Origin of the sequence: Streptomyces sp. NPDC058274, assembly GCF_042881375.1 — a bacterium.
Lineage (GTDB): Bacteria > Actinomycetota > Actinomycetes > Streptomycetales > Streptomycetaceae > Streptomyces.
Window position 1 is genome coordinate 269,133 of record NZ_JBHVXW010000003.1, and the last position, 18,594, is coordinate 287,726.

14 protein-coding genes and 2 pseudogenes are annotated in these 18,594 nt (G+C 71.6%); 8 read left to right on the forward strand and 8 right to left on the reverse strand.

Going from position 1 to position 18,594, the window contains the following annotated elements; translation table 11 throughout:
• The first annotated feature begins 191 nt into the window (after window positions 1-191).
• Entirely contained in the window at window positions 192-1,742 is a 1,551-nt protein-coding gene (locus ACFVYF_RS08495; protein ID WP_389452786.1) for a M1 family metallopeptidase, read from the forward strand.
• A 56-nt stretch (window positions 1,743-1,798) separates the two neighbouring features.
• On the opposite strand, the gene ACFVYF_RS08500 is transcribed toward ACFVYF_RS08495, so the two are convergent.
• The 3 genes from ACFVYF_RS08500 to ACFVYF_RS08510 form a co-directional block, all read right to left on the reverse strand.
• The gene (locus ACFVYF_RS08500; RefSeq protein ID WP_389452789.1) at window positions 1,799-2,917 is read right to left on the reverse strand and encodes a mechanosensitive ion channel family protein; all 1,119 of its coding nucleotides are present in this window, start codon (window positions 2,915-2,917) and stop codon (window positions 1,799-1,801) included.
• A gap of 318 nt (window positions 2,918-3,235) precedes the next feature.
• Window positions 3,236-4,000, reverse strand: coding sequence for a crotonase/enoyl-CoA hydratase family protein (locus tag ACFVYF_RS08505; protein ID WP_389452792.1), 765 nt, complete (start codon window positions 3,998-4,000; stop codon window positions 3,236-3,238).
• Window positions 4,001-4,081: 81 nt separating this feature from the next.
• A complete protein-coding gene (locus ACFVYF_RS08510; protein ID WP_389452795.1) occupies window positions 4,082-5,047 on the reverse strand; it encodes a YbhN family protein in 966 nt (321 codons plus the stop codon).
• A gap of 315 nt (window positions 5,048-5,362) precedes the next feature.
• Here ACFVYF_RS08510 and ACFVYF_RS08515 point away from each other — a divergent pair, with 315 nt between their 5' ends.
• Together ACFVYF_RS08515 and ACFVYF_RS08520 are read left to right on the forward strand one after the other, a co-directional pair.
• Window positions 5,363-7,273: an ABC transporter ATP-binding protein gene (locus ACFVYF_RS08515; RefSeq protein WP_389453597.1), complete on the forward strand. Its 1,911-nt coding sequence runs from the start codon at window positions 5,363-5,365 to the stop codon at window positions 7,271-7,273.
• Between the two features lie 99 nt (window positions 7,274-7,372).
• Window positions 7,373-7,876, forward strand: coding sequence for a VOC family protein (locus ACFVYF_RS08520; protein WP_389452797.1), 504 nt, complete (start codon window positions 7,373-7,375; stop codon window positions 7,874-7,876).
• A 151-nt stretch (window positions 7,877-8,027) separates the two neighbouring features.
• On the opposite strand, the gene ACFVYF_RS08525 is transcribed toward ACFVYF_RS08520, so the two are convergent.
• The 3 genes and pseudogenes from ACFVYF_RS08525 to ACFVYF_RS08535 form a co-directional block, all read right to left on the reverse strand.
• Entirely contained in the window at window positions 8,028-9,203 is a 1,176-nt protein-coding gene (locus tag ACFVYF_RS08525) for a glutathione-independent formaldehyde dehydrogenase (protein WP_389452800.1), read from the reverse strand.
• Window positions 9,204-9,508: 305 nt separating this feature from the next.
• Window positions 9,509-10,639: a hypothetical protein gene (locus tag ACFVYF_RS08530; protein WP_389452803.1), complete on the reverse strand. Its 1,131-nt coding sequence runs from the start codon at window positions 10,637-10,639 to the stop codon at window positions 9,509-9,511.
• Window positions 10,640-10,848: 209 nt separating this feature from the next.
• Window positions 10,849-11,143, reverse strand: a pseudogene (locus ACFVYF_RS08535) (PucR family transcriptional regulator); the annotation flags it as partial.
• On the opposite strand from ACFVYF_RS08535, the pseudogene ACFVYF_RS08540 reads away from it, so the two are divergent.
• From ACFVYF_RS08540 to ACFVYF_RS08555, 4 genes and pseudogenes are all read left to right on the forward strand, one after another.
• Window positions 11,137-11,484: pseudogene (locus tag ACFVYF_RS08540) on the forward strand (NAD(P)/FAD-dependent oxidoreductase); the annotation flags it as partial. The pseudogenes ACFVYF_RS08535 and ACFVYF_RS08540 overlap by 7 nt on opposite strands.
• Window positions 11,485-11,736: 252 nt before the next feature.
• On the forward strand, window positions 11,737-12,159 hold the full coding sequence (gene panD / locus ACFVYF_RS08545) for an aspartate 1-decarboxylase (protein ID WP_389452806.1): 423 nt from the start codon (window positions 11,737-11,739) through the stop codon (window positions 12,157-12,159).
• 46 nt (window positions 12,160-12,205) lie between these two features.
• Window positions 12,206-12,550 (forward strand): GNAT family N-acetyltransferase, encoded by a 345-nt coding sequence (locus tag ACFVYF_RS08550; RefSeq protein WP_389452809.1) that lies wholly within the window; start codon window positions 12,206-12,208, stop codon window positions 12,548-12,550.
• A 185-nt stretch (window positions 12,551-12,735) separates the two neighbouring features.
• Complete coding sequence (locus ACFVYF_RS08555; protein WP_389452811.1) at window positions 12,736-13,416, forward strand: aspartate/glutamate racemase family protein; 681 nt, start codon at window positions 12,736-12,738, stop codon at window positions 13,414-13,416.
• 944 nt (window positions 13,417-14,360) lie between these two features.
• Here the strand turns inward: ACFVYF_RS08555 and gndA are convergent.
• Entirely contained in the window at window positions 14,361-15,800 is a 1,440-nt protein-coding gene (gndA, locus tag ACFVYF_RS08560; RefSeq protein ID WP_389452813.1) for an NADP-dependent phosphogluconate dehydrogenase, read from the reverse strand.
• Between the two features lie 322 nt (window positions 15,801-16,122).
• On the opposite strand from gndA, the gene ACFVYF_RS08565 reads away from it, so the two are divergent.
• A complete protein-coding gene (locus ACFVYF_RS08565) occupies window positions 16,123-17,292 on the forward strand; it encodes a transglycosylase family protein (RefSeq protein WP_389452816.1) in 1,170 nt (389 codons plus the stop codon).
• On the opposite strand, the gene ACFVYF_RS08570 is transcribed toward ACFVYF_RS08565, so the two are convergent.
• Window positions 17,282-18,451: a DMT family transporter gene (locus tag ACFVYF_RS08570; protein ID WP_389452819.1), complete on the reverse strand. Its 1,170-nt coding sequence runs from the start codon at window positions 18,449-18,451 to the stop codon at window positions 17,282-17,284. The two genes, ACFVYF_RS08565 and ACFVYF_RS08570, sit on opposite strands and share 11 nt — an antisense overlap.
• Window positions 18,452-18,594 lie beyond the last annotated feature (143 nt).

Here is an 18,594-nt window from a genome sequence, read left to right on the forward strand (position 1 = left end):
CAAGATATCTCCTGGGCCACCCCCGCTCGACAGGGCCCTGCCGCCATCAACCCTTCGAAGAGGTTCGAATTTTTCGCGCGAGACAGAACCATGACGCGCGATCTTCAGTCCTGTCAGGTGATCGCACATGGTTTCGACGGCCCGAAGCCCGCTTCCGAGGCGGGATCGGGCCGCCTCAGCGAAAGAGACCCATGAGATATCGCACCAGAGTCACGGCCCCCGCGGCCGCCCTGCTCGGCACCGCGGCGGCCCTGACGGCAGGCCCGTCGGCCTTCGCACAGGCCCCGGCGGTGGGACGCGCGGGCACCCCGGGCGGCGAGAGCGCCGGCGACTCCGTCTTCCCCGAGCTCGGCAACGCCGGCTACCAGGTGACCCGGTACCACCTGGACTTCGCCTACGACGCCGCGACCCGGCTCGTCGACGCCAGCGTCGCCCTCTCGCTGCGCACCACGCAGGACCTGAGCCGCTTCTCGCTCGACGCGCTCGGCCTGGACGTCCGCACCGTAAAGGTCGGCGGCCGTACGGCGGTCTTCGAGCAGGTCGGCGAGAAGCTGCGCGTCACGCCCGCCGCGCCACTGCCGGAGAAGGCCAACGCCATTGTCTGCGTCGAGTACTCCGCCGACCCGCGCAGGTCCCTCCCGCACACCGCCTGGGTCGCCACGCCCGACGGATTCGCGGTGGCCGGCCAGCCCAACTCCTCGCACACCGTGTTCCCGTGCAACGACCACCCCACCGACAAGGCGGACTTCACCTTCCGCATCACCGTCCCGAACGGCCTGCGCGGTGTCGCGAACGGCACCCTGGTCCGTACCGAGCAGCTCGACGGCGACCGGACCGCGTACACCTACTTCTCCCGCTTCCCCATGGCCACCGAACTCGTGCAGATCTCGGTCGGCGACTACACGGTGAAGGAGCGGCAGGGACCGAACGGGCTGCCGCTGCGCGATGTCGTCCCGACCGCGCGGGCCGCCGCCCTCGAACCCGCGCTCGCCCTCACCCCCGGTCAGCTCCAGTGGCTGGAGCAGCGGCTCGGCGCGTTCCCCTTCGAGACGTACGGACTGCTGCCGTGCAACTCGGACGACCCGAACGCCTTCGACTTCACCGGTCTCGAGACCCAGACGCTCACGCTCTACAAGCCGAACTTCCTGCTCCAGGAGGAGAAGAAGATCGGCTCGCACATGATGCACGAGCTGGTCCACTCCTGGTTCGGCAACAGCGTCAGCCCCGCCAACTGGGCCGACCTGTGGCTGAACGAGGGCCACGCCGACTTCTACGGGCTGCTGTACCGCTACGAGCGCGGCTGGACCGACTCCCTCGGTCTGACCACCATGGAAGCCCGGATGAAGGACACCTACGCGCGCGGCGACCAGTGGCGGCGCGACTCGGGACCCGTCGCCGCGCCCAACGCCGTGAACCTCTTCGACAGCCAGCGGTATCTCGGCGGCGTCCTCGTCCTGTACGCGCTGCGCGAGGCCCTCGGTGAGGACGTCTTCCAGCGGATCGAGCGCACCTTCCTGGAGCGCCACCGCAACTCCGCCGCGACCACCGAGGACTACATCGCGGTCGCGACCGAGGTGTCGGGGCAGGACCAGTCCGGCTTCCTCAGGGACTGGTTGTACGGCACGAAGACGCCCCGGATGCCGGGGCACCCCGACTGGACGGTCACCCCGGTGAACACCGCGTTCGCCGCGCCACACAGCCGGACGCGAGGTCACTACCACGACGCGTCCGCGACACTCTGACGTCCGCGCCCGGTTGAATCGGTGCAGGGCGGCCCTGAACTCCGCCCTGCACTCTCCTACGGCCGCTTCGCCGGGCCCACCCGCTGGTGCGGAATGCCGGCCTCGGGGCGCACGGTGTCCAGGACGACGGCGTCGGGAAGGGCCGAGGTGCCCTGCTGCAACGCGACCGTCCGGGTGGGCGCCGGAATCCGGATGCCCTCCTCCCGGTAGCGCTTGTGCAGCCGCTTGATGAACTCGTGCTTGATCCGGTACTGGTCGCTGAACTCGCCCACACCGAGGATGACGGTGAAGCTGATCCGCGAGTCGCCGAAGGTGTGGAAACGGACCGCGGGCTCATGCTCGGGGACCGCGCCGGTGATCCCGGTCATCACCTCGGCGACGACCTCCATGGTCACCCGCTCGACGTGCTCCAGATCGCTGTCGTAGCCGACGCCGACCTGCACCAGGAGTGTCATCTCCTGTTCGGGACGGGTGAAGTTGGTCATGTTGGTGCCCGCGAGCTGGGCGTTGGGGATGATGACCAGGTTGTTGGAGAGCTGACGGACCGTCGTGTTGCGCCAGTTGATGTCGACGACGTAGCCCTCCTCCCCGCTGCTGAGGCGGATGTAGTCGCCGGGCTGGATCGTCTTCGAGGCGAGGATGTGCACGCCCGCGAAGAGGTTGGCGAGCGTGTCCTGGAGGGCCAGCGCCACCGCGAGACCGCCCACGCCCAGGGCCGTCAGGAGCGGGGCTATCGAGATGCCCAGCGTCTGCAGCACGACCAGGAAACCCATCGCGAGCACCACGACCCGGGTGATGTTGACGAAGATCGTGGCCGAGCCCGCGACGCCCGACCGGGACTGGGCCAGCGCCCGGACCAGACCGGTGATGAGCCGGGCCGCGGTGAGGGTCACGGCCAGGATGAGAAGCACGGTCAGGACCCGGTTGACGTTCCGTCCGACCGACGCGGTCAGCGGCAGCGCCGTGGCCGCCGCCGCGGCGCCCGCGGCCACCGCCGCCCAGGGCACCAGCGTGCGCAGCGCGTCGACGAGGACGTCGTCGCCGCTCCAGCGGGTGCGCAGCGCGTGCTTGCCCAGCCAGCGCAGCAGCATGCGCAGCAGGATCCCGGCCGCGAGGCCCGCGGCCAGCGCGATGCCGGCGACGATCAGATCGTGCGCGGTGAGAGGGCGGGTCACCGGACACCTCCGGTGTGACCGTGAGGAAGGCCAGCGGGCCGTATGTGCTGTGTCGTCACTTGCCACCTGCTCGAATCCGGGGAACACACGATCACGCTCGGACGGGTGTGCGCCGTCCGGAGCGACCGCTCATCCTGCCGCATTCCGGCGACCGCCCGTCACCAGGCCGGTGGGGACCGGCCATTGACGGTACGGTGCCGGCCGTTCCCGGCGTCGGTGGTCACCGGCCGCGGTGCACGCTGTTCCCGGTTGCCCGGTTGCCCGGTTGCCCGGTTGCCCGGTTGCCCGGTTGCCCGGTTGCCCGGTGCGCCGTCCGCCTCAGAGATCTGCATACGACCCGTGCCGGCCCGCCCCGGCCGTGAAGCGGGCGGCGCCCTCCAGTCCCTCGGCCAACACGCCCATGCCGTACCGGAGTTCGACGCGCAGGGCCGCCGACTCGACGAGGCCGTCCTGGTCGAGGACGGAGGCCCGGTCGCCGCGCAAGCAGGACTGCGGGAAGCCGGCGATGGCGGCGGCGAGCTCCTCGGCCTCCGCGCGGGCCCGGCCGGGTGGCACGAGCCGGTTGGCGAGCCCCATCTCGTACGCCTCGGGCGCCGGCACGGGACGACCCGTGAGGATCATGTCCATCGCCCGGCTCGTGCCGATCAGCCGGGGGAGGCGCACCGTGCCGCCGTCGATCAGCGGGACGCCCCAGCGGCGGCAGAACACCCCGAAGACCGCGTCCTGTTCGGCCACCCGCAGATCGCACCAGAGGGCCAGTTCCAGTCCGCCGGCCACGGCGTGGCCCGCGACCGCCGCGATGACCGGCTTCGACAGCCGCAGCCGGGTGGGGCCCATCGGCCCGTCGCCGTCCTCCGCCACCCGGTTGCCGCGCTCGGTCCCGATCGCCTTGAGATCGGCGCCCGCGCAGAAGGTACCGCCCTCGCCCCACAACACCGCGACCCGGGCCGACTCGTCCGCCTCGAACTCCCGGAAAGCGTCGGCGAGTTCCACGGCGGTGGGGCCGTCCACCGCGTTGCGGGCCTCGGGACGGGAGAGGACGACCGTGGTGACGTACCCCTGGCGTTCGATCCGTACCGGCATGCGCTGCCCCTCTCTCCGCGGCGAGGCCAGCAGGTTACTCCCGGGTCACCCCGAGGTCGCGCTGCCGGGACGGCGACGGCCTCAGATGACCTTCAGTCTCAGCAGGGCGCCGAGGGTCAGCGCGCCGGGGAGCAGCGGCAGCCAGACCGTGATGATCCGGTACCCGAGGACCACCGCCGTCGCCAGGGCCACGGGAGCGCCCGCCGCCACGAGCGTGACGATCAGCGCGGCCTCGACCGAACCGATGCCGCCCGGGACCGGGACCAGCGCGACGGCCACCGTCGCCGCGAGATACGCGACGACGATGTGCGCGGGCGGCACCGGCAGCCCCAACGCCCGCCCCACCGCCGCCAGTCCGGCCGCCTGGAGCGCCGGGAAGGCGAGCGAACCGCCCCACAGCGCGAGCGCGCGGGCCGGGCGGGTGTGGACCGAGCGGGCCTCGCCGAGAGCGGTCCGCAGGAAGGACCACACCGCCGTGCGCAACCGCCGTACGAGCAGCAGGGACGCGCCAACGGCGGCGCACAGCCCGGCGCCCGCGGTCAGCGCGAGCGGGCCGACCGCCCCGGACGGCACGAGGGGGCCGAGGTGCAGCGCGCCGGGGAAAGTGATCAGCAGGGCGAGCAGCAGGCCCACGCGGGTGATCGACTCGGCGAGCAGATAGAGCGCCAGCGCCGCCGACGAGCGGGCCAGTGGGACGCCGCACACCGTCATGAAACGGAGGTTGACGGCTCCCGCCCCCAGGCCCGAGGGCAGCAGATGGTTGGCCGCGCCCGCCGCGAACTGGGTGGCGAGCAGCCGGCGTGCGGGCAGCCGCTCGACGACCGCGCCCTGCCGGGTGAAGGCCGCCGCGACCCAGGTGAGACACGTCGCCGCGACGGCCGCCACGAGCCATGGCCACTCGGCGCCCCGCAACTGCCCGAAGCCCTCTTCGAGCACGGACCGGTGGCGCACCGCCACCAGCAGCACCAGGGCAAGCGGAAGCAGGCACAGCACCTGCCGGACCGGAACGCGTCGGGGGAGCCCCTGGGGGAGCTGCACGTCAGTCACATCGGGAGAGGTTTTCCACACCGCACCAACGTGGGGTTGCGGGGGCGAGGACGGCGTCTGACACGCCGAACAAGGCGTGGTGGAAGGCGAGGTGAGGGCGGGGGAGGGCGACGCCGGGCCGGTGGGCGGCGGGCGGCGTGGTGTCCTGGGAGAGGGGATCGCCGGCCGCCGAGGTGTCCCGGGAGGGGAATTCGCCGGCCGGTGTGCGGCTCCGGGAAGGGAGATCGCCGGCCGGTGCGCGGCTCCGGGAGGGGGGATCGACGGCCGTTCCTTGACCTCAAGGTTGCTTGAGGTCATAACGTCTCTCCCATGAGTATGGAGACCACAGCCTGGACCCAGTTGCACAGCGTCATGAACGCGCAGCAGGAGCGTCGCCCCTTCGCCCGCGCGACCCTGCGCCGCATCACCGCCTTCGCCCGCCCGCACCGCCGCCGGATCAGCCAGTTCGTACTCCTCAGTGTGGCCACGGCGCTGCTCGCCGTGGCCACGCCGGTGCTCGCGGGGAGTGTCGTGAACACCATCGTCTCGGGCGGCGACGAGACCAAGGTCGTACGCCTTGCCGCGCTCATCGCCGTGATCGCGCTGGCCGAGGCGGCGCTGGGCATCCTCGGCCGCTGGCTGTCCTCGACCCTCGGTGAGGGGCTCATCCTCGATCTGCGGACGGCTGTCTTCGATCATGTGCAGCGCATGCCGGTCGCGTTCTTCACACGTACTCGTACGGGCGCGCTGGTCAGTCGTCTCAACAACGACGTGATCGGTGCGCAGCGTGCCTTCAGCAACACGCTGTCCGGAGTCGTCAGCAACGTGGTGACGCTGCTGCTCACCCTCGCCGTGATGCTCACGCTGTCCTGGCAGATCACCCTGCTCGCACTGGTGCTGCTCCCGGTGTTCGTGATCCCCGCGCGCCGGACGGGCCGCCGCATGGCCAAGCTCCAGCGCGAGGCGGCGGACCTCAACGCGGCCATGGGCACCCGGATGACCGAGCGCTTCTCGGCGCCCGGCGCCACGCTCATCAAGCTCTTCGGACGACCCGGTGACGAGTCCGCCGAGTTCGCGGCGCGCGCCCAGCGGGTGCGGGACATCGGCGTGCGTACGGCGATGGCGCAGTCCGCGTTCATCACCGCGCTGACGCTGGTGTCGGCCCTGGCTCTCGCCCTCGTATACGGCCTCGGCGGCTGGTTCGCCCTGCGCGGCAGCCTGGAGCCGGGTGCTGTTGTCTCGCTCGCGCTGCTCCTGACCCGCCTCTACGCGCCGCTCACCTCCCTCGCCGGAGCGCGCGTGGAGGTCATGAGCGCCCTCGTCAGCTTCGAGCGCGTCTTCGAGGTGCTCGACCTGAAACCGCTCATCGACGAGAAGCCGGACGCGCGGGAGGTCCCCGCGGGCCCCGCGTCCGTCGAGTTCGACGGGGTCCGGTTCGCCTACCCCTCCGCCGACAAGGTCTCCCTGGCGTCCCTCGAAGAGGTCGCCGCCCTCGACACCCGCGGCGGCGCCGAGGTCCTGCACGGCGTCTCCTTCCGCGCCGAGGCCGGCCAGACCGTCGCGCTCGTCGGCTCCTCCGGCGCCGGCAAGTCGACCATCGCGCAACTGCTGCCGCGCCTGTACGACACCGACGAGGGCGTCATCCGCATCGGCGGCGTCGACGTCCGCGAACTGAGCGCGGAGTCGATGCGCGAGACCCTCGGAATGGTCACCCAGGACGGTCACCTCTTCCACGACTCGGTACGCGCCAACCTGCTGCTCGCCCGCCCGGCCGCGACCGAGGACGAGCTGTGGGACGTACTGCGCCGCGCCCGTCTGGAGGACCTCGTACGGTCCCTGCCCGACGGCCTCGACACGGTGGTCGGCGAGCGCGGGTACCGGCTCTCCGGCGGTGAGCGCCAGCGCATGACCATCGCCCGGCTGCTGCTCGCCCGCCAGCGCGTCGTCATCCTCGACGAGGCGACGGCCCACCTGGACAACACCTCGGAGGCGGCCGTCCAGGAAGCGCTCACCGAGGCACTCGCGGGGCGTACCGCCGTGGTGATCGCCCACCGGCTGTCGACGGTGCGCGCCGCCGACGTGATCCTCGTCGTCGAGGCCGGGCAGATCGTGGAGCGGGGCACGCACGAGCAACTGCTCGCGGCGGACGGGCGGTACGCGGAGCTGTACCGGACGCAGTTCGCGAAGGCGGACACGGCACAGGAGGAGCTGACGGACCTCGCGGAGGCCGAGGAGGCGGTGGCGTAGACGGCTGCGTCCCGCGCAGCCATGAGGACAGGAACCGGCCTATTGCCGTCCTAACGTGAGCGGTGTCCGCGCACACGACACGCAGGGAGGAACATCACCGTGACCGTCAAGGCGATCCCCGAGGGCTACTCCACCGTCACTCCTTGGATCATCTCGACCGATGCCGCCCGGCTCATCGACTTCCTCAAGGAGGCGTTCGACGCCGAGGAGTTGGGGCGCCTGGAGGGGGTGGGCGGACGCATCGACCACGCGGAGGTGCGCATCGGGGACGCGGTGGTGATGATGTTCGACCGGGGCTCGCCCGACTGGCCGGAGACCCCCGCGTTCCTGCGCCTCTTCGTGGAGGATGCCGACGCCGTGCACCAGCAGGCGGTCGCGGCGGGCGCCACGTCGGTGACCGAGGTGACCGAGCTGTTCTTCGGGGACCGTGTCGGACGGGTACGTGACCCGCTGGGCAACCTCTGGTGGATCCAGACGCACGTCGAGGACGTCAGCCCCGAGGAGCAGCAACAGCGGTTCACGAAGCCGGAGTTCGTCGAGGCGATGGAGTACGTCCAGAGCGCCGAGTTCTTTCCGAAGGCGGGCGGCGCCACCGGCGGCTGACGCGGCGGCCCCGGCGCCCGCGTCGTCCGGGTCCGGTCCCGCCGGAGCCTCACGCGTGGGCGCCCGGAGCGCCGGCCATCGCCGACGGGCAGATCGCCGCTCGTCCCCCGGACCGGTCCGGGGGACGGGCGGGACGGCGGTCCCGGGTCGCTTACCGCTTGTGGCCGTTCCCGTGTCCGTCGGGATGCAGGACCACCTTGGTCCAGCCCTCGTCACGGGCGTCGAAGTGCTCGTACGCGGCGGGGGCCTCGTCCAGGCTGAGTTCGTGGGAGACGACGAAGCTCGGCTTCGCCTTCCCGCCGGCGATCAGATCCCGCAGCGCCCGGTTGTACCTCTTCACCGGCGCCTGCCCGGTGCCCATGCGCTGGCCCTTGAACCACATCATGCCGAAGTCGATCGGGACCTTGCCCTGCGCCTCCAGCTCGCCCTGGGCCTCCGCGCCGCCGGGGTCCTGGGGCAGGAACACGCCCACCACGCCGATGTCGCCCGTGAACCTGACCGAGTCGATCAGGCCGTTGAGCGTGAGGCTGGCGTCCTCGTGTCCCTCGGGGTCGTGCGCCTGGTAGCCGACGCACTCACAGCCGTTGTCGGCGCCCAGACCGAGGGTGGCCTCCTTGACGACCTCCGCCGGGTTCTCCTCGGCAATGTTGATCGGGATGGCCCCGATCTCCTCCGCCTTGCGCAGCCGGTCGGGCTGGTGGTCGGCCACCCAGACGCGCCCGGCGCCCTTGAGGAGGGCGGAGTAGGCCGCCATCAGCCCGACGGGGCCGGCCCCGAAGACGATTGTCTGGTCGCCCGGTTTGACGTGGGCCATCTCGGTGGCGTGGTAGCCGGTGGGAAAGATGTCGGCGAGCATCACATAGTCGGTCTGCCGCTCGGCGGCGTCCTCACCCAGACGCAGCGCGTTGAAGTCGCCGTAGGGCACGCGCAGCAGTTCCGCCTGGCCGCCCTGGTAGAGGCCCATGTCGGCGAATCCGTAGGCGGCTCCGGCAAGGGCCGGTTCCGGCTGCATGGTCAGGCAGTAGTTGGTCAGACCCCGCTCGCACTGCTTGCAGAAGCCGCAGGCGATGTTGAAGGGCAGGACCACGTACTCGCCGACCTGGACCTTGCGGACGGCCGAGCCGACCTCCACGACCTGGCCCATGTTCTCGTGTCCCAGAGTGCGGCCGGACTCGAACGAGGTGCGGCCCTCGTACATGTGCAGGTCCGAACCACAGATGTTGGTAGTGGTGATCTTGACGATGATGTCGCAGGGGTGTTCGATCTTCGCGTCCGGTACGTCCTTCAGCGTGACCGTTCGCGGGCCTTCATATACCGCTGCTTTCATGATCGCTTCCTTCGGTGCCGCGGCATGGCCGCAGCACGGGTGCGATGGAGACGGCGTACGGAGCCTGACTTCCGGGAGTTGGTGCGACGGGGTCCATGGCTCCGGCATGCCTCTGTGGGCCGTTCACCCGGTTCAGGTGGAACGGTGGTGCCGCCGTGGGTGTGCCCGGCGGGGCTTCCGCGCTCCGGTGGCGTGCCGTCCGAGTCCCCGTCGGCCCCCGTCGCGAAACAGCCATGCACCGATCGATCAGCGGAATCCTCGTACGCGGACGAGCACCAACCACCAATCACCAACGCATCCCCGGCTCAGGTCGCCGGCTGGTCGCCGGCGTCGTCCTGGAGCATGTGACGGCGTTCCTGTTCGCGCTTGGAGTAGGCGGCTGCCCGGATCGCCTCATCGCTCTCCAGACCTGAGCCCAGCGCGCCGCCCACCGTGGCGACCGAAGCGACGAACCAGGACAACGTCCAGTATTCCGCGGCGTGAAGCGGGCTTCCTGTCGTGGAGGCGAACACGTGGCCGTTGAGGATGAACAGGGCCCACACCAAATTGATGACGATCAGACTCACGTAGCAGACGAGCACCCCGATACCCACGGTCATGACCGTAGAGGCGTTGTAGAGCCTCGCCCTCTGGCTCGCCTCCCGCGTGACCTCCACTGATCGATGCCACAGCTGCGCGTCCACGATCAGCCAGCCGATCATGAGCGCCACGGACCCGAGCGTGGCGATCACGAGGCGTGGCGTGCTGAGGGACTCGGCCAGGTTCCAGACGGTGGAGTTCACCGTGGCGACCGCTCCCGTGGCGAGTGCGGCCGCCAGGGCTTTCGACAAGCCCGGCACCAAACGCCACGGCCGGTTGGCGCGGACCATACCGACGAGCACCCTCAGGTAACCGCGCGGTCCGCTGACGACGTACCGAAGATCAACGGTCTCCTCCTCACCGACCTGACCCGGGTGAACAGGCGTGAGGCGACCGACGAAGGGCCCCAACAGCGGCTTATTCTGCGGCGATCCCTCGGCCTCGGTGGCCCGGCCCGCCAAGCTGAGCACGGCCTCTTCCACGGCCCGCCGGGCTCTCCTCTGCAGACGCCAGCCCCCCAGCGGAGGAAGGGACAGCAGGGCCAGGCCGTGTTCGTGACTCAGGTCCACCACGAGCTTGCGCCCGTGTGAGTGCAGCGGAAGGTCGGTGAGGGCCACGACGATGTCCCAGTTCTCCGGTCTTCCGCGCTCCATGATCCGGCGCATCAAGGTGGGCGGGTCCTCGGTCCCTGCGGTGAAGGGCTCACTGACCACCTTGACGTCGAACCGTCGTCCCTGGCCCGACTTGTCGGCGAGCCGAGCGGGAAGGGTCCGGGCCATGCGCTGCGCGATCTCCGTGGGCGCGTCGGGATCCGCCAGGAGAGCCACGACCGTAACGCCCTGAGACGACACCCGCATGGCTCCTTCTCGTCGGCTGCCCCCGCGATCGCCCGTGCCCACAGGATGCCCCCGACGTATCGCCGACGCCGGGTGACACGCTGGCCCCTGCCGGCAGGCGCAGGCGCTGCGGTCGGATCTCCTCGTCCTCCCCGTGTCCCCCCCCCGTACAGGGCTGCTCGGCGGCGGGAACGCCTCGTCGAGGGCGTCGAGAGATCCCGCTCGAGGCATCAGCCGGGTCCGCCCAGCACGATCTTCCACACTCGGGTCGCCACCTGGAGGTTCAGCCGGTCCTCGACGTTCGCGAGGTCGTTGCCGCTGATGTCGCGGACGCTGGAGCCGGTAGCGCAGAGTGCTGCGGTGGATCGCGGGGGATTCCGCGGTCTCGTCGTAGTTGCCGCCGCAGTCGAAGTACCGGGACAGGGTCTCCACCATGGCCGTGTGATGCCGGGAGTCGTGGTCGATGAGCTGCCCGAGCCACTCCTGGACGAACGTCTCCAGTTCCCGGTAATCGTTGGCACCGCCGGCTCGCGGTACGGGGCCTGTTCGTCTTCACCGGCGCCGACCCCCACACCGAGTGGCTCGCCGGCATCATCGCCCTCGACTCCCGCGGCTTCGTCCTCACCGGCCCGGAGGCCCAGGAAGCGTGCGCCCACCCCGAGGTGTGGCACGGCCGCGGGCGCTCGTGCATGACCCTGGAGACCAGCCTGCCCGGGGTCTTCGCGGTAGGGGACGTCCGTAGCGGCTCGGTGAAGCGGGTGGCCTCGGCGGCCGGTGAGGGCGCGATGGCCATCCACTTCGTGCACCGTCACCTGGGCCACTCGGCCGCACCCGGCACCACGGGCACGGCCGCTGCCGCGACCTAGAGATCGAACTCCCCGGCGCGAAGAGCAAGAACACTGACGTCGAGGCCAACGGTCCCGAACTCGTGAGACCCGCCACGCCCCTCCGCCTCGTCCACGGTCTTCTCGGGCGGCATCAGAAAAGTCAGCAACGGGTCAGTGTGAGGCCTCGAACACCTGGCGACAGCTGACCGAACATGCGAAACGAGGTAATCTCCGAAGACCGCCCTTGACCTGCAATAGCAGGCAGGGAGCAGACGAATCAGGAGTTTCTTCGTGTTTCGTACAGTATTCAAGTCCAAGATCCACCGTGCCCGGGTCACCCAGGCCGATCTGCACTACGTCGGGTCCGTCACCATCGACGCGGACCTGCTGGACGCCGCCGATCTGCTGCCCGGCGAGCTCGTCCACATCGTCGACGTCACCAACGGCGCCCGCCTGGAAACGTACGTCATCGAGGGCGAGCGCGGCTCCGGAGTCATCGGTATCAACGGCGCCGCGGCGCACCTAGTGCACCCCGGGGACCTGGTGATCATCATCAGTTACGCTCAGGTCTCCGACGCCGAGGCGCGGGCGCTGCGGCCGAGGGTCGTGCACGTGGACCGCGACAACCGGATCGTCGCCCTGGGCGCCGATCCGTCCGAGCCGGTGCCCGGCTCGGACCAGGAGCGCAGCCCGCAGGCCGTCCCGGGCGCCTGAGCCGCACTCCGCCGTCCCGGCCCGAACCTCACCCCGAGGAGTGCCCATGAGTGACATCGAGATCCGCGACGACCGGGCGGGCGGGCGCCTGGAGGCACTCGCCGGCGACGAAGTGGTCGGTCACATCGAGTACTTCGTCCTCGACGCCCCCGAGCGCGCCCTCGTCCCCGTCCACACCCTGGTGGAACCGGAGCACGAGGGCCAGGGCATCGCGGGCGCCCTCGCCCGTGAGCTGTACGCCATCGCAGCACGCGGAGGAGTCAAGGTCGCGCCGCTCTGCCCGTACGTCGTCAAGTGGGCGGCGCGCCACCCCGAGGAGGCCCCGGAAGCCGGCCCCGAGCTGCTTCAGGCAGCGAAGGACTGGCTGACGGCGCACCCGGACCGTTTCTGATGTCTGCGCCGAGCGGGCCCGGGGAGCCGATGTCCGTGCCGACCGGGCCCGGAGAGCCGATGTGTGGGCCGGCCAAGCCCGGTGTGAGGAGCGCGGTGTCGGCCGAGCCCGGTGTGCGGATCGCCGTGGCCATCGGGTCCAGAGGGCCGACGCCTGCGCCGACACGGTCCGAGCCGCGGAGGGGCATGCCGACCGAATCCGGGGTGGGTACGGCCGTGCCGATCAAGCCCGGCGCGCTCGCGCTGCTGCACACCTCGCCCGCCCACATCCCCGTCTTCGACGCGCTGCGCGACGAGGCCCACCAGGGCCTGGAGCTGCGGCACTTCGTGGCCGAGGAACTGCTCGCCCGTGCACGTGCCGAGGGCCCGGAGGCGGTGGCCGGCGCGGTACGGGAGGCCCTGGACCGGGCGGTCGCCGAGGGTGCGCGTGCCGTGCTCTGCACCTGCTCGACGATCGGCGAGGTCGCCGAGCGGGCCGGTGCCGGGGTGCCGGTGCTGCGCGTGGACCGTCCGATGGCCGCCGCCGCGGTGGCCGCGGGCCCGCGCGTCGTCGTCATCGCCACGGTGGAGAGCACGCTGGCGCCGACCGTCGCCCTCGTCGAGGAGGAGGCCCGGCGGGCCGGGCGCCCGGTCGACGTCCGCACCCTCCTGGTCGAGGACGCCTGGGCCCGTTTCGAGGCCGGTGACCCGGACGGGTACGCCCGCGCTGTCGCCGAGGCGGCCGACACGGTCACGGACGCCGACGCGATCGTCCTCGCCCAGGCCTCCATGGCCCCGGCCGAGCACCTGACGAGGACCTCGATCCCGGTCCTGTCGAGCCCCCGGCCGGGCCTGGCGGCGGGCGCGAAGGCGGTACGCGAGCGGTAGGGGCGGTAGGCGACCCAGCGCGGCAGCCGGCGCTCGCATCGCCCGCACGGCTCGCACGTCCCGTTCCCGTGAGCCGCACGTCGGGCCTGCACGGCGCCCGCGGACGCCGAGCACGGACGGCAGGCACAGAGGCGCACCCGCACCCGCCAGGGCTCGCAGCGGTCGCCGCTCCCGGGTCCTGCCGAGCCCCCGCCCGGGTCTTGTCGAGCCTCCGCCCGGGTCTTGTCGAGCCTCCGCCCGGGTCTTGTCGAGCCTCCGCCCGGGTCTTGTCGAGCCTCCGCCCGGGTCCCGTCGAGCCCCCGCCCGAGTCTCGCGGTGGGCGCCGAAGCAGTGCGCGGGCGGGTGTCGGCGGGCCTCGCGGTGGTTGGCGCTCCCGGGTCCTGCCGAGCCCCTGGCCCGGCCTCACAGGAGTCACGCACGCCCCCATGGGCCCACCTGGCCCCTTCCGTGGCGCGACGGGGTGACTGAGGGCGCCCGGGCCGGGTACGCGGGGGAAAAGTCCAGGGCCGATGAACCGACTGGCTGGAGGACAGCATGACCGACCCGTTCCCCGACCCCGTACCGCCGGCCCCCACGCCCGGCCCGCACCCGTATCCCGACCCGGTCCCGCCGAACCCGACCCCGCCTCCGGGCCCCGGCCCCGGTCCGGAGCCCACCCCGCAGCCGCCCGCGCCGTCGCCGGTACCCAAGCCGCCGGGACCGGACCCCGTGCCGGAGCCGCAGCCGCAGCCGGGACCGCTCACGTAGCGGACGGCCACGAGGGCTCCCCTCGGCACGGTGGCCCGGTGCGGAAGACTCCGCACCGGGCCACCGTCGTGTCGTGCTCCTGGCTATGCCCCGCAGCCGGGACCGCTCACGTAGCGGACGGCCACGAGGGCTCCCCTCAGCACGGTGGCCCGGTGCGGAAGACTCCGCACCGGGCCACCGTCATGCCGTACCCCTCGCTACGCCTCGACCTCCGAGCGGTCCCCGCCCCACAGCGTGTGGAACGAGCCCTCACGGTCCGTGCGCCGGTAGGTGTGCGCACCGAAGAAGTCCCGCTGGCCCTGGGTGAGGGCGGCCGGCAGGCGCTCGGCGCGCAGGGCGTCGTAGTAGGCGAGGGCGGCGGCGAACCCGGGCGTGGGCACGCCCTGGAGGGTCGCCGCGACGATGACCTCGCGCCAGTTGTCCTGCGCCGCCGCGATCTCCTGCGCGAACGTCTCGTCGGACAGCAGGCTCGGCAGGTCGGGGCGGGCGCCGTAGGCCTCGCGGATGCGGTCCAGGAACGCGGCCCGGATGATGCAGCCGCCACGCCAGATGGCGGACACGGCGCCCAGGTCGATGTCCCAGCCGTACTCCTCGCTGCCCGCGCTGATCTCGTGGAAGCCCTGCGTGTACGACACGATCTTCGAGGCGTACAGCGCCTGCTCGACGCGGTCCGCGAAGGCCGCCGCCTCACCCTCGCCGAGCTTCGCGGCCTTCGGTCCCGCGAGCCCCCGCGAGGCGGCCCGCAGATCGGCGTGGCCGGACAGGGAGCGGGCGAAGACCGCCTCCGCGATGCCGGACACCGGGACGCCCAGGTCCAGCGCGATCTGCACGGTCCAGCGGCCGGTGCCCTTCTGCTCGGCCTGGTCCTGGACGACGTCGACGAACGGCTTGCCGGTCGCCTCGTCCACGTGCGACAGGACCTCGGCGGTGATCTCGATCAGATACGAGTCGAGGCGGCCGGTGTTCCAGGTGCGGAAGATGTCCGCGATCTGCGCGGGGGAGTAGCCGGCCACGTCGCGCAGCAGCTGGTAGGCCTCGCCGATCAGCTGCATGTCCGCGTACTCGATGCCGTTGTGCACCATCTTCACGAAGTGCCCGGCGCCGTCGGGACCGACGTGCGTCACGCACGGCGCCCCGTCCTCGGCCTTCGCTGAGATCTTCTCCAGCATCGGGCCGAGCGAGTCGTACGACTCCTTCGAGCCGCCCGGCATGATGCTCGGCCCGTGCAGCGCTCCCTCCTCGCCGCCGGAGATGCCCGTGCCGACGAAGTGGATGCCCTGCTCGCGCAGTTCGCGCTCCCGGCGCCGGGTGTCCGCGAAGTGCGCGTTGCCACCGTCGATGATCATGTCGCCGGGCTCCAGCAGCGGCGCGAACTCCCGGATCACCGCGTCGGTCGGGTCGCCGGCCTTCACCATGATCACCAGGCGCCGCGGCCGCTCCAGCGCCGCCACGAACTCCTTCGCGGTCTCGGCCGCCACGAAGTCGCCCTCGTGCCCGAACTCCTTCACCAGGGCGTGCGTCTTCGCGGCGGTCCGGTTGTGCACGGCGACCGCATAGCCGTTGCGCGCGAAGTTGCGGGCGAGGTTGCGGCCCATGACCGCGAGACCTGTGACGCCGATCTGCGCTGAAGTGCTCATAGGTTGGCTCCCAAGAGATCCTGTAATCGGTAATGCCGGTCGTGCTCGCCAGTATCGCCCTCGGCCATCCTGACTCACCGACGATGGGTACGCAGAAGAACCGCCGGTGCCTCACCGGCCGGCACCACCAGGCAGAAGCCAGTCTCGGCCATGTCGGCCGCCACCGCCCGGAGGGGCCCTGTTTCCGGGCGGACGAGACGTGGCAACAGGGGGCAATCCGGCCGCTGGGAGCGGCCCAGCACGGCTGATTGCTGTCTTGTCATGGCCTGTTCGCCGCGCATACTTTTGCCGCTCCTGACGCGTGTCGATGGGGGGCTTCTTCATGGCCGTACGCGGCCGGCACCGCCGGTATCAGCCGAGCAGGATCAACCGCGCCTCACTCACCGTCACGGCAGGCGGAGCCGGTATGGCGATCCCCCTCGTCGGCGCGGGCGTCGCCGACGCGGCCGACGCGGACACCTGGAACAAGGTCGCGGCCTGCGAGTCCACCAGCAACTGGAGCATCAACACCGGCAACGGCTACTACGGCGGCCTGCAGTTCAGCCAGTCCACCTGGGAGGCGTACGGCGGCAAGCTCTACGCCCGGCGCGCGGATCTGGCCACCAGGGACCAGCAGATCGCCATCGCCGAGAAGGTACTCAGGGGCCAGGGGCCCGGCGCCTGGCCGGTGTGCTCCGCGCGGGCGGGCCTCACCCGGGGCGGCGACACCCCGGACCTCGACACCTCGGGCAGCCCGGCGCCGGCGAAGAAGCGCAGTGTCCGTGACGTACAGCCGCAGACCACGCCCCAGTCGCAGGCCGGCACCGCGGAGATGTACACCGTCGTGCACGGCGACACCCTCTCCGGCATCGCCGGCTCCCGGCATGTCCAGGGCGGTTGGCGGGGGCTGTACGCCGCCAACCGCACGACCGTGGGCTCCGATCCGGATCTGATCATCCCCGGCCAGCGGCTGAGCCTGCGGGCCAAGGCACCGGCGCCCACCGCCGGCACGGCGAGCCCGGCCCCGAAGCCCGCGACCAAGAAGACCGCCCCGAAGAAGACCGCTCCGAAGAAGACCTCCTCGGACGCCGTCAAGAAGAAGACGGCCCACACCCTCGTCGCCCCCGTGAACGCGTCGACCGGAACGCCCTACCGGGCCGCCGGTTCGTCCTGGTCGAAGGGCTATCACACCGGCGTCGACTTCCCCGTGGCCACCGGCACGTCCGTGCAGGCGGTCGCGGCCGGCCATGTCGTCAGCGCGGGCTGGGGCGGCTCGTTCGGCTACCAGGTGGTGATCCGCCACTCCGACGGCCGCTACACCCAGTACGCCCATCTCTCGGCGATCTCCGTGAAGTCGGGACAGAACGTGGCGGCCGGGCAGCGCATAGGGCGTTCCGGGTCGACGGGCAACAGCACGGGCCCGCATCTGCACTTCGAGGTGCGGACCGGGCCCGGCTTCGGGAGCGACATCGACCCGGTCGCCTATCTGCGCGCGGGCGGCGTCAGGATTTGACGCGAGTACGCCGGTGGTTCCGGCGTGGCAGCGGCACGTACGGTCCGCCGTAGAAGGGGCGGTAGTGGCCCGCCAGTTCGTCGGACTCCTCCTGGCCGCCCAGGGGGACCGGGGCCGGTATGACGACGGTCTCGTGGACGGCGTCGACGGGCTGCTCGGGAAGCCGCGCGAGCAGCTCCTTGAGCACGTCCGCCTCCAGTCCGTCCACCGGCGTCCTGCCCGACGGCCTGAGCACGTCCAGGTCGACCGCGGTGCCGAGGGCCGGGGTTCCGGTCACCGGGCCGACGACGGGAGCAGGCGCCGGCTCCGGCATCCGCTCGGGCTGGCGGACGCCACCCAGCCGCTCGGTGGTGAGCAGGATCAGACCGCCCGCGGCGACGACTCCGCAGCCCAGGGCGAGGAGCGTGCCCGTGGTGCCGTAGCGGAAGGTTTCGCCGAACATCGTGATGCCGACGGCTGCCGCGACCACGGGGTTCACGACCGTCAGCGTGGCCAGCGGCGCCGCGAGTCCGCCGCCGCGGTAGGCGGCCTGCGACAGCAGCATGCCGGCCGCCGCCAGGACCGCGATCACGGCCAGCGACGGGAGGTCGGCCCACGAGACACCGCCGGTCCAGTCCACCGCGACCGTCTTCGTGAACACCGAGGCCATACCGAAGGCCAGACCTGCGGCGACCGCCAGCAGCACGCTGCGCACCGCCGGGTGCCGGTGTGCCGCGCGGGCGGCCACCATGAGCGTGACCACGGCGCCGCCGGTCACCAGGGCCACGAAGACCCGCTGGGCGTTGCTCAGGGACTGCGACTCGGACGTGCCGACCAGGGACAGCAGGCCCGCCAGGCCGACCGTCGCCATGATCGCGCCGCGCCAGGCGGTCGCGCCGGCCCTGCGGCCCACGAACAGGGCCGCCATCGGCAGCGCGAACACGATGGTCAGCGCACCCAGCGGCTGCACCAGACTCAGCGGGCCGAAGGCGAGCGCCACCACGTGCAGCAGGGCACCGAGGCCGTTCAGCGCCACGGCGGCCCACCAGCCCAGCCGGTGCATCGGGGCGTACGTCTGGTCGGGAGACGTCACGGCGACCCGCTCCTGCACGATCGCCCCGCCCGCGTAGGCCACGGCGGAAACGAGCGAGAGCAGCACGGACAGAGTGAGGGCGTTCATGAGTCCCTCCTCTGGGTGCGGCGGGGGCGCTGTGCCCGGCGCGCGGAACGGTCGGCTTCCATGGTTACTACGATGCCTCGCGAAACGGCTCGCGTCGTCGTCCCTGAGCAGGCATTGAGTCCTACTGCCGATGGAGTAGTACG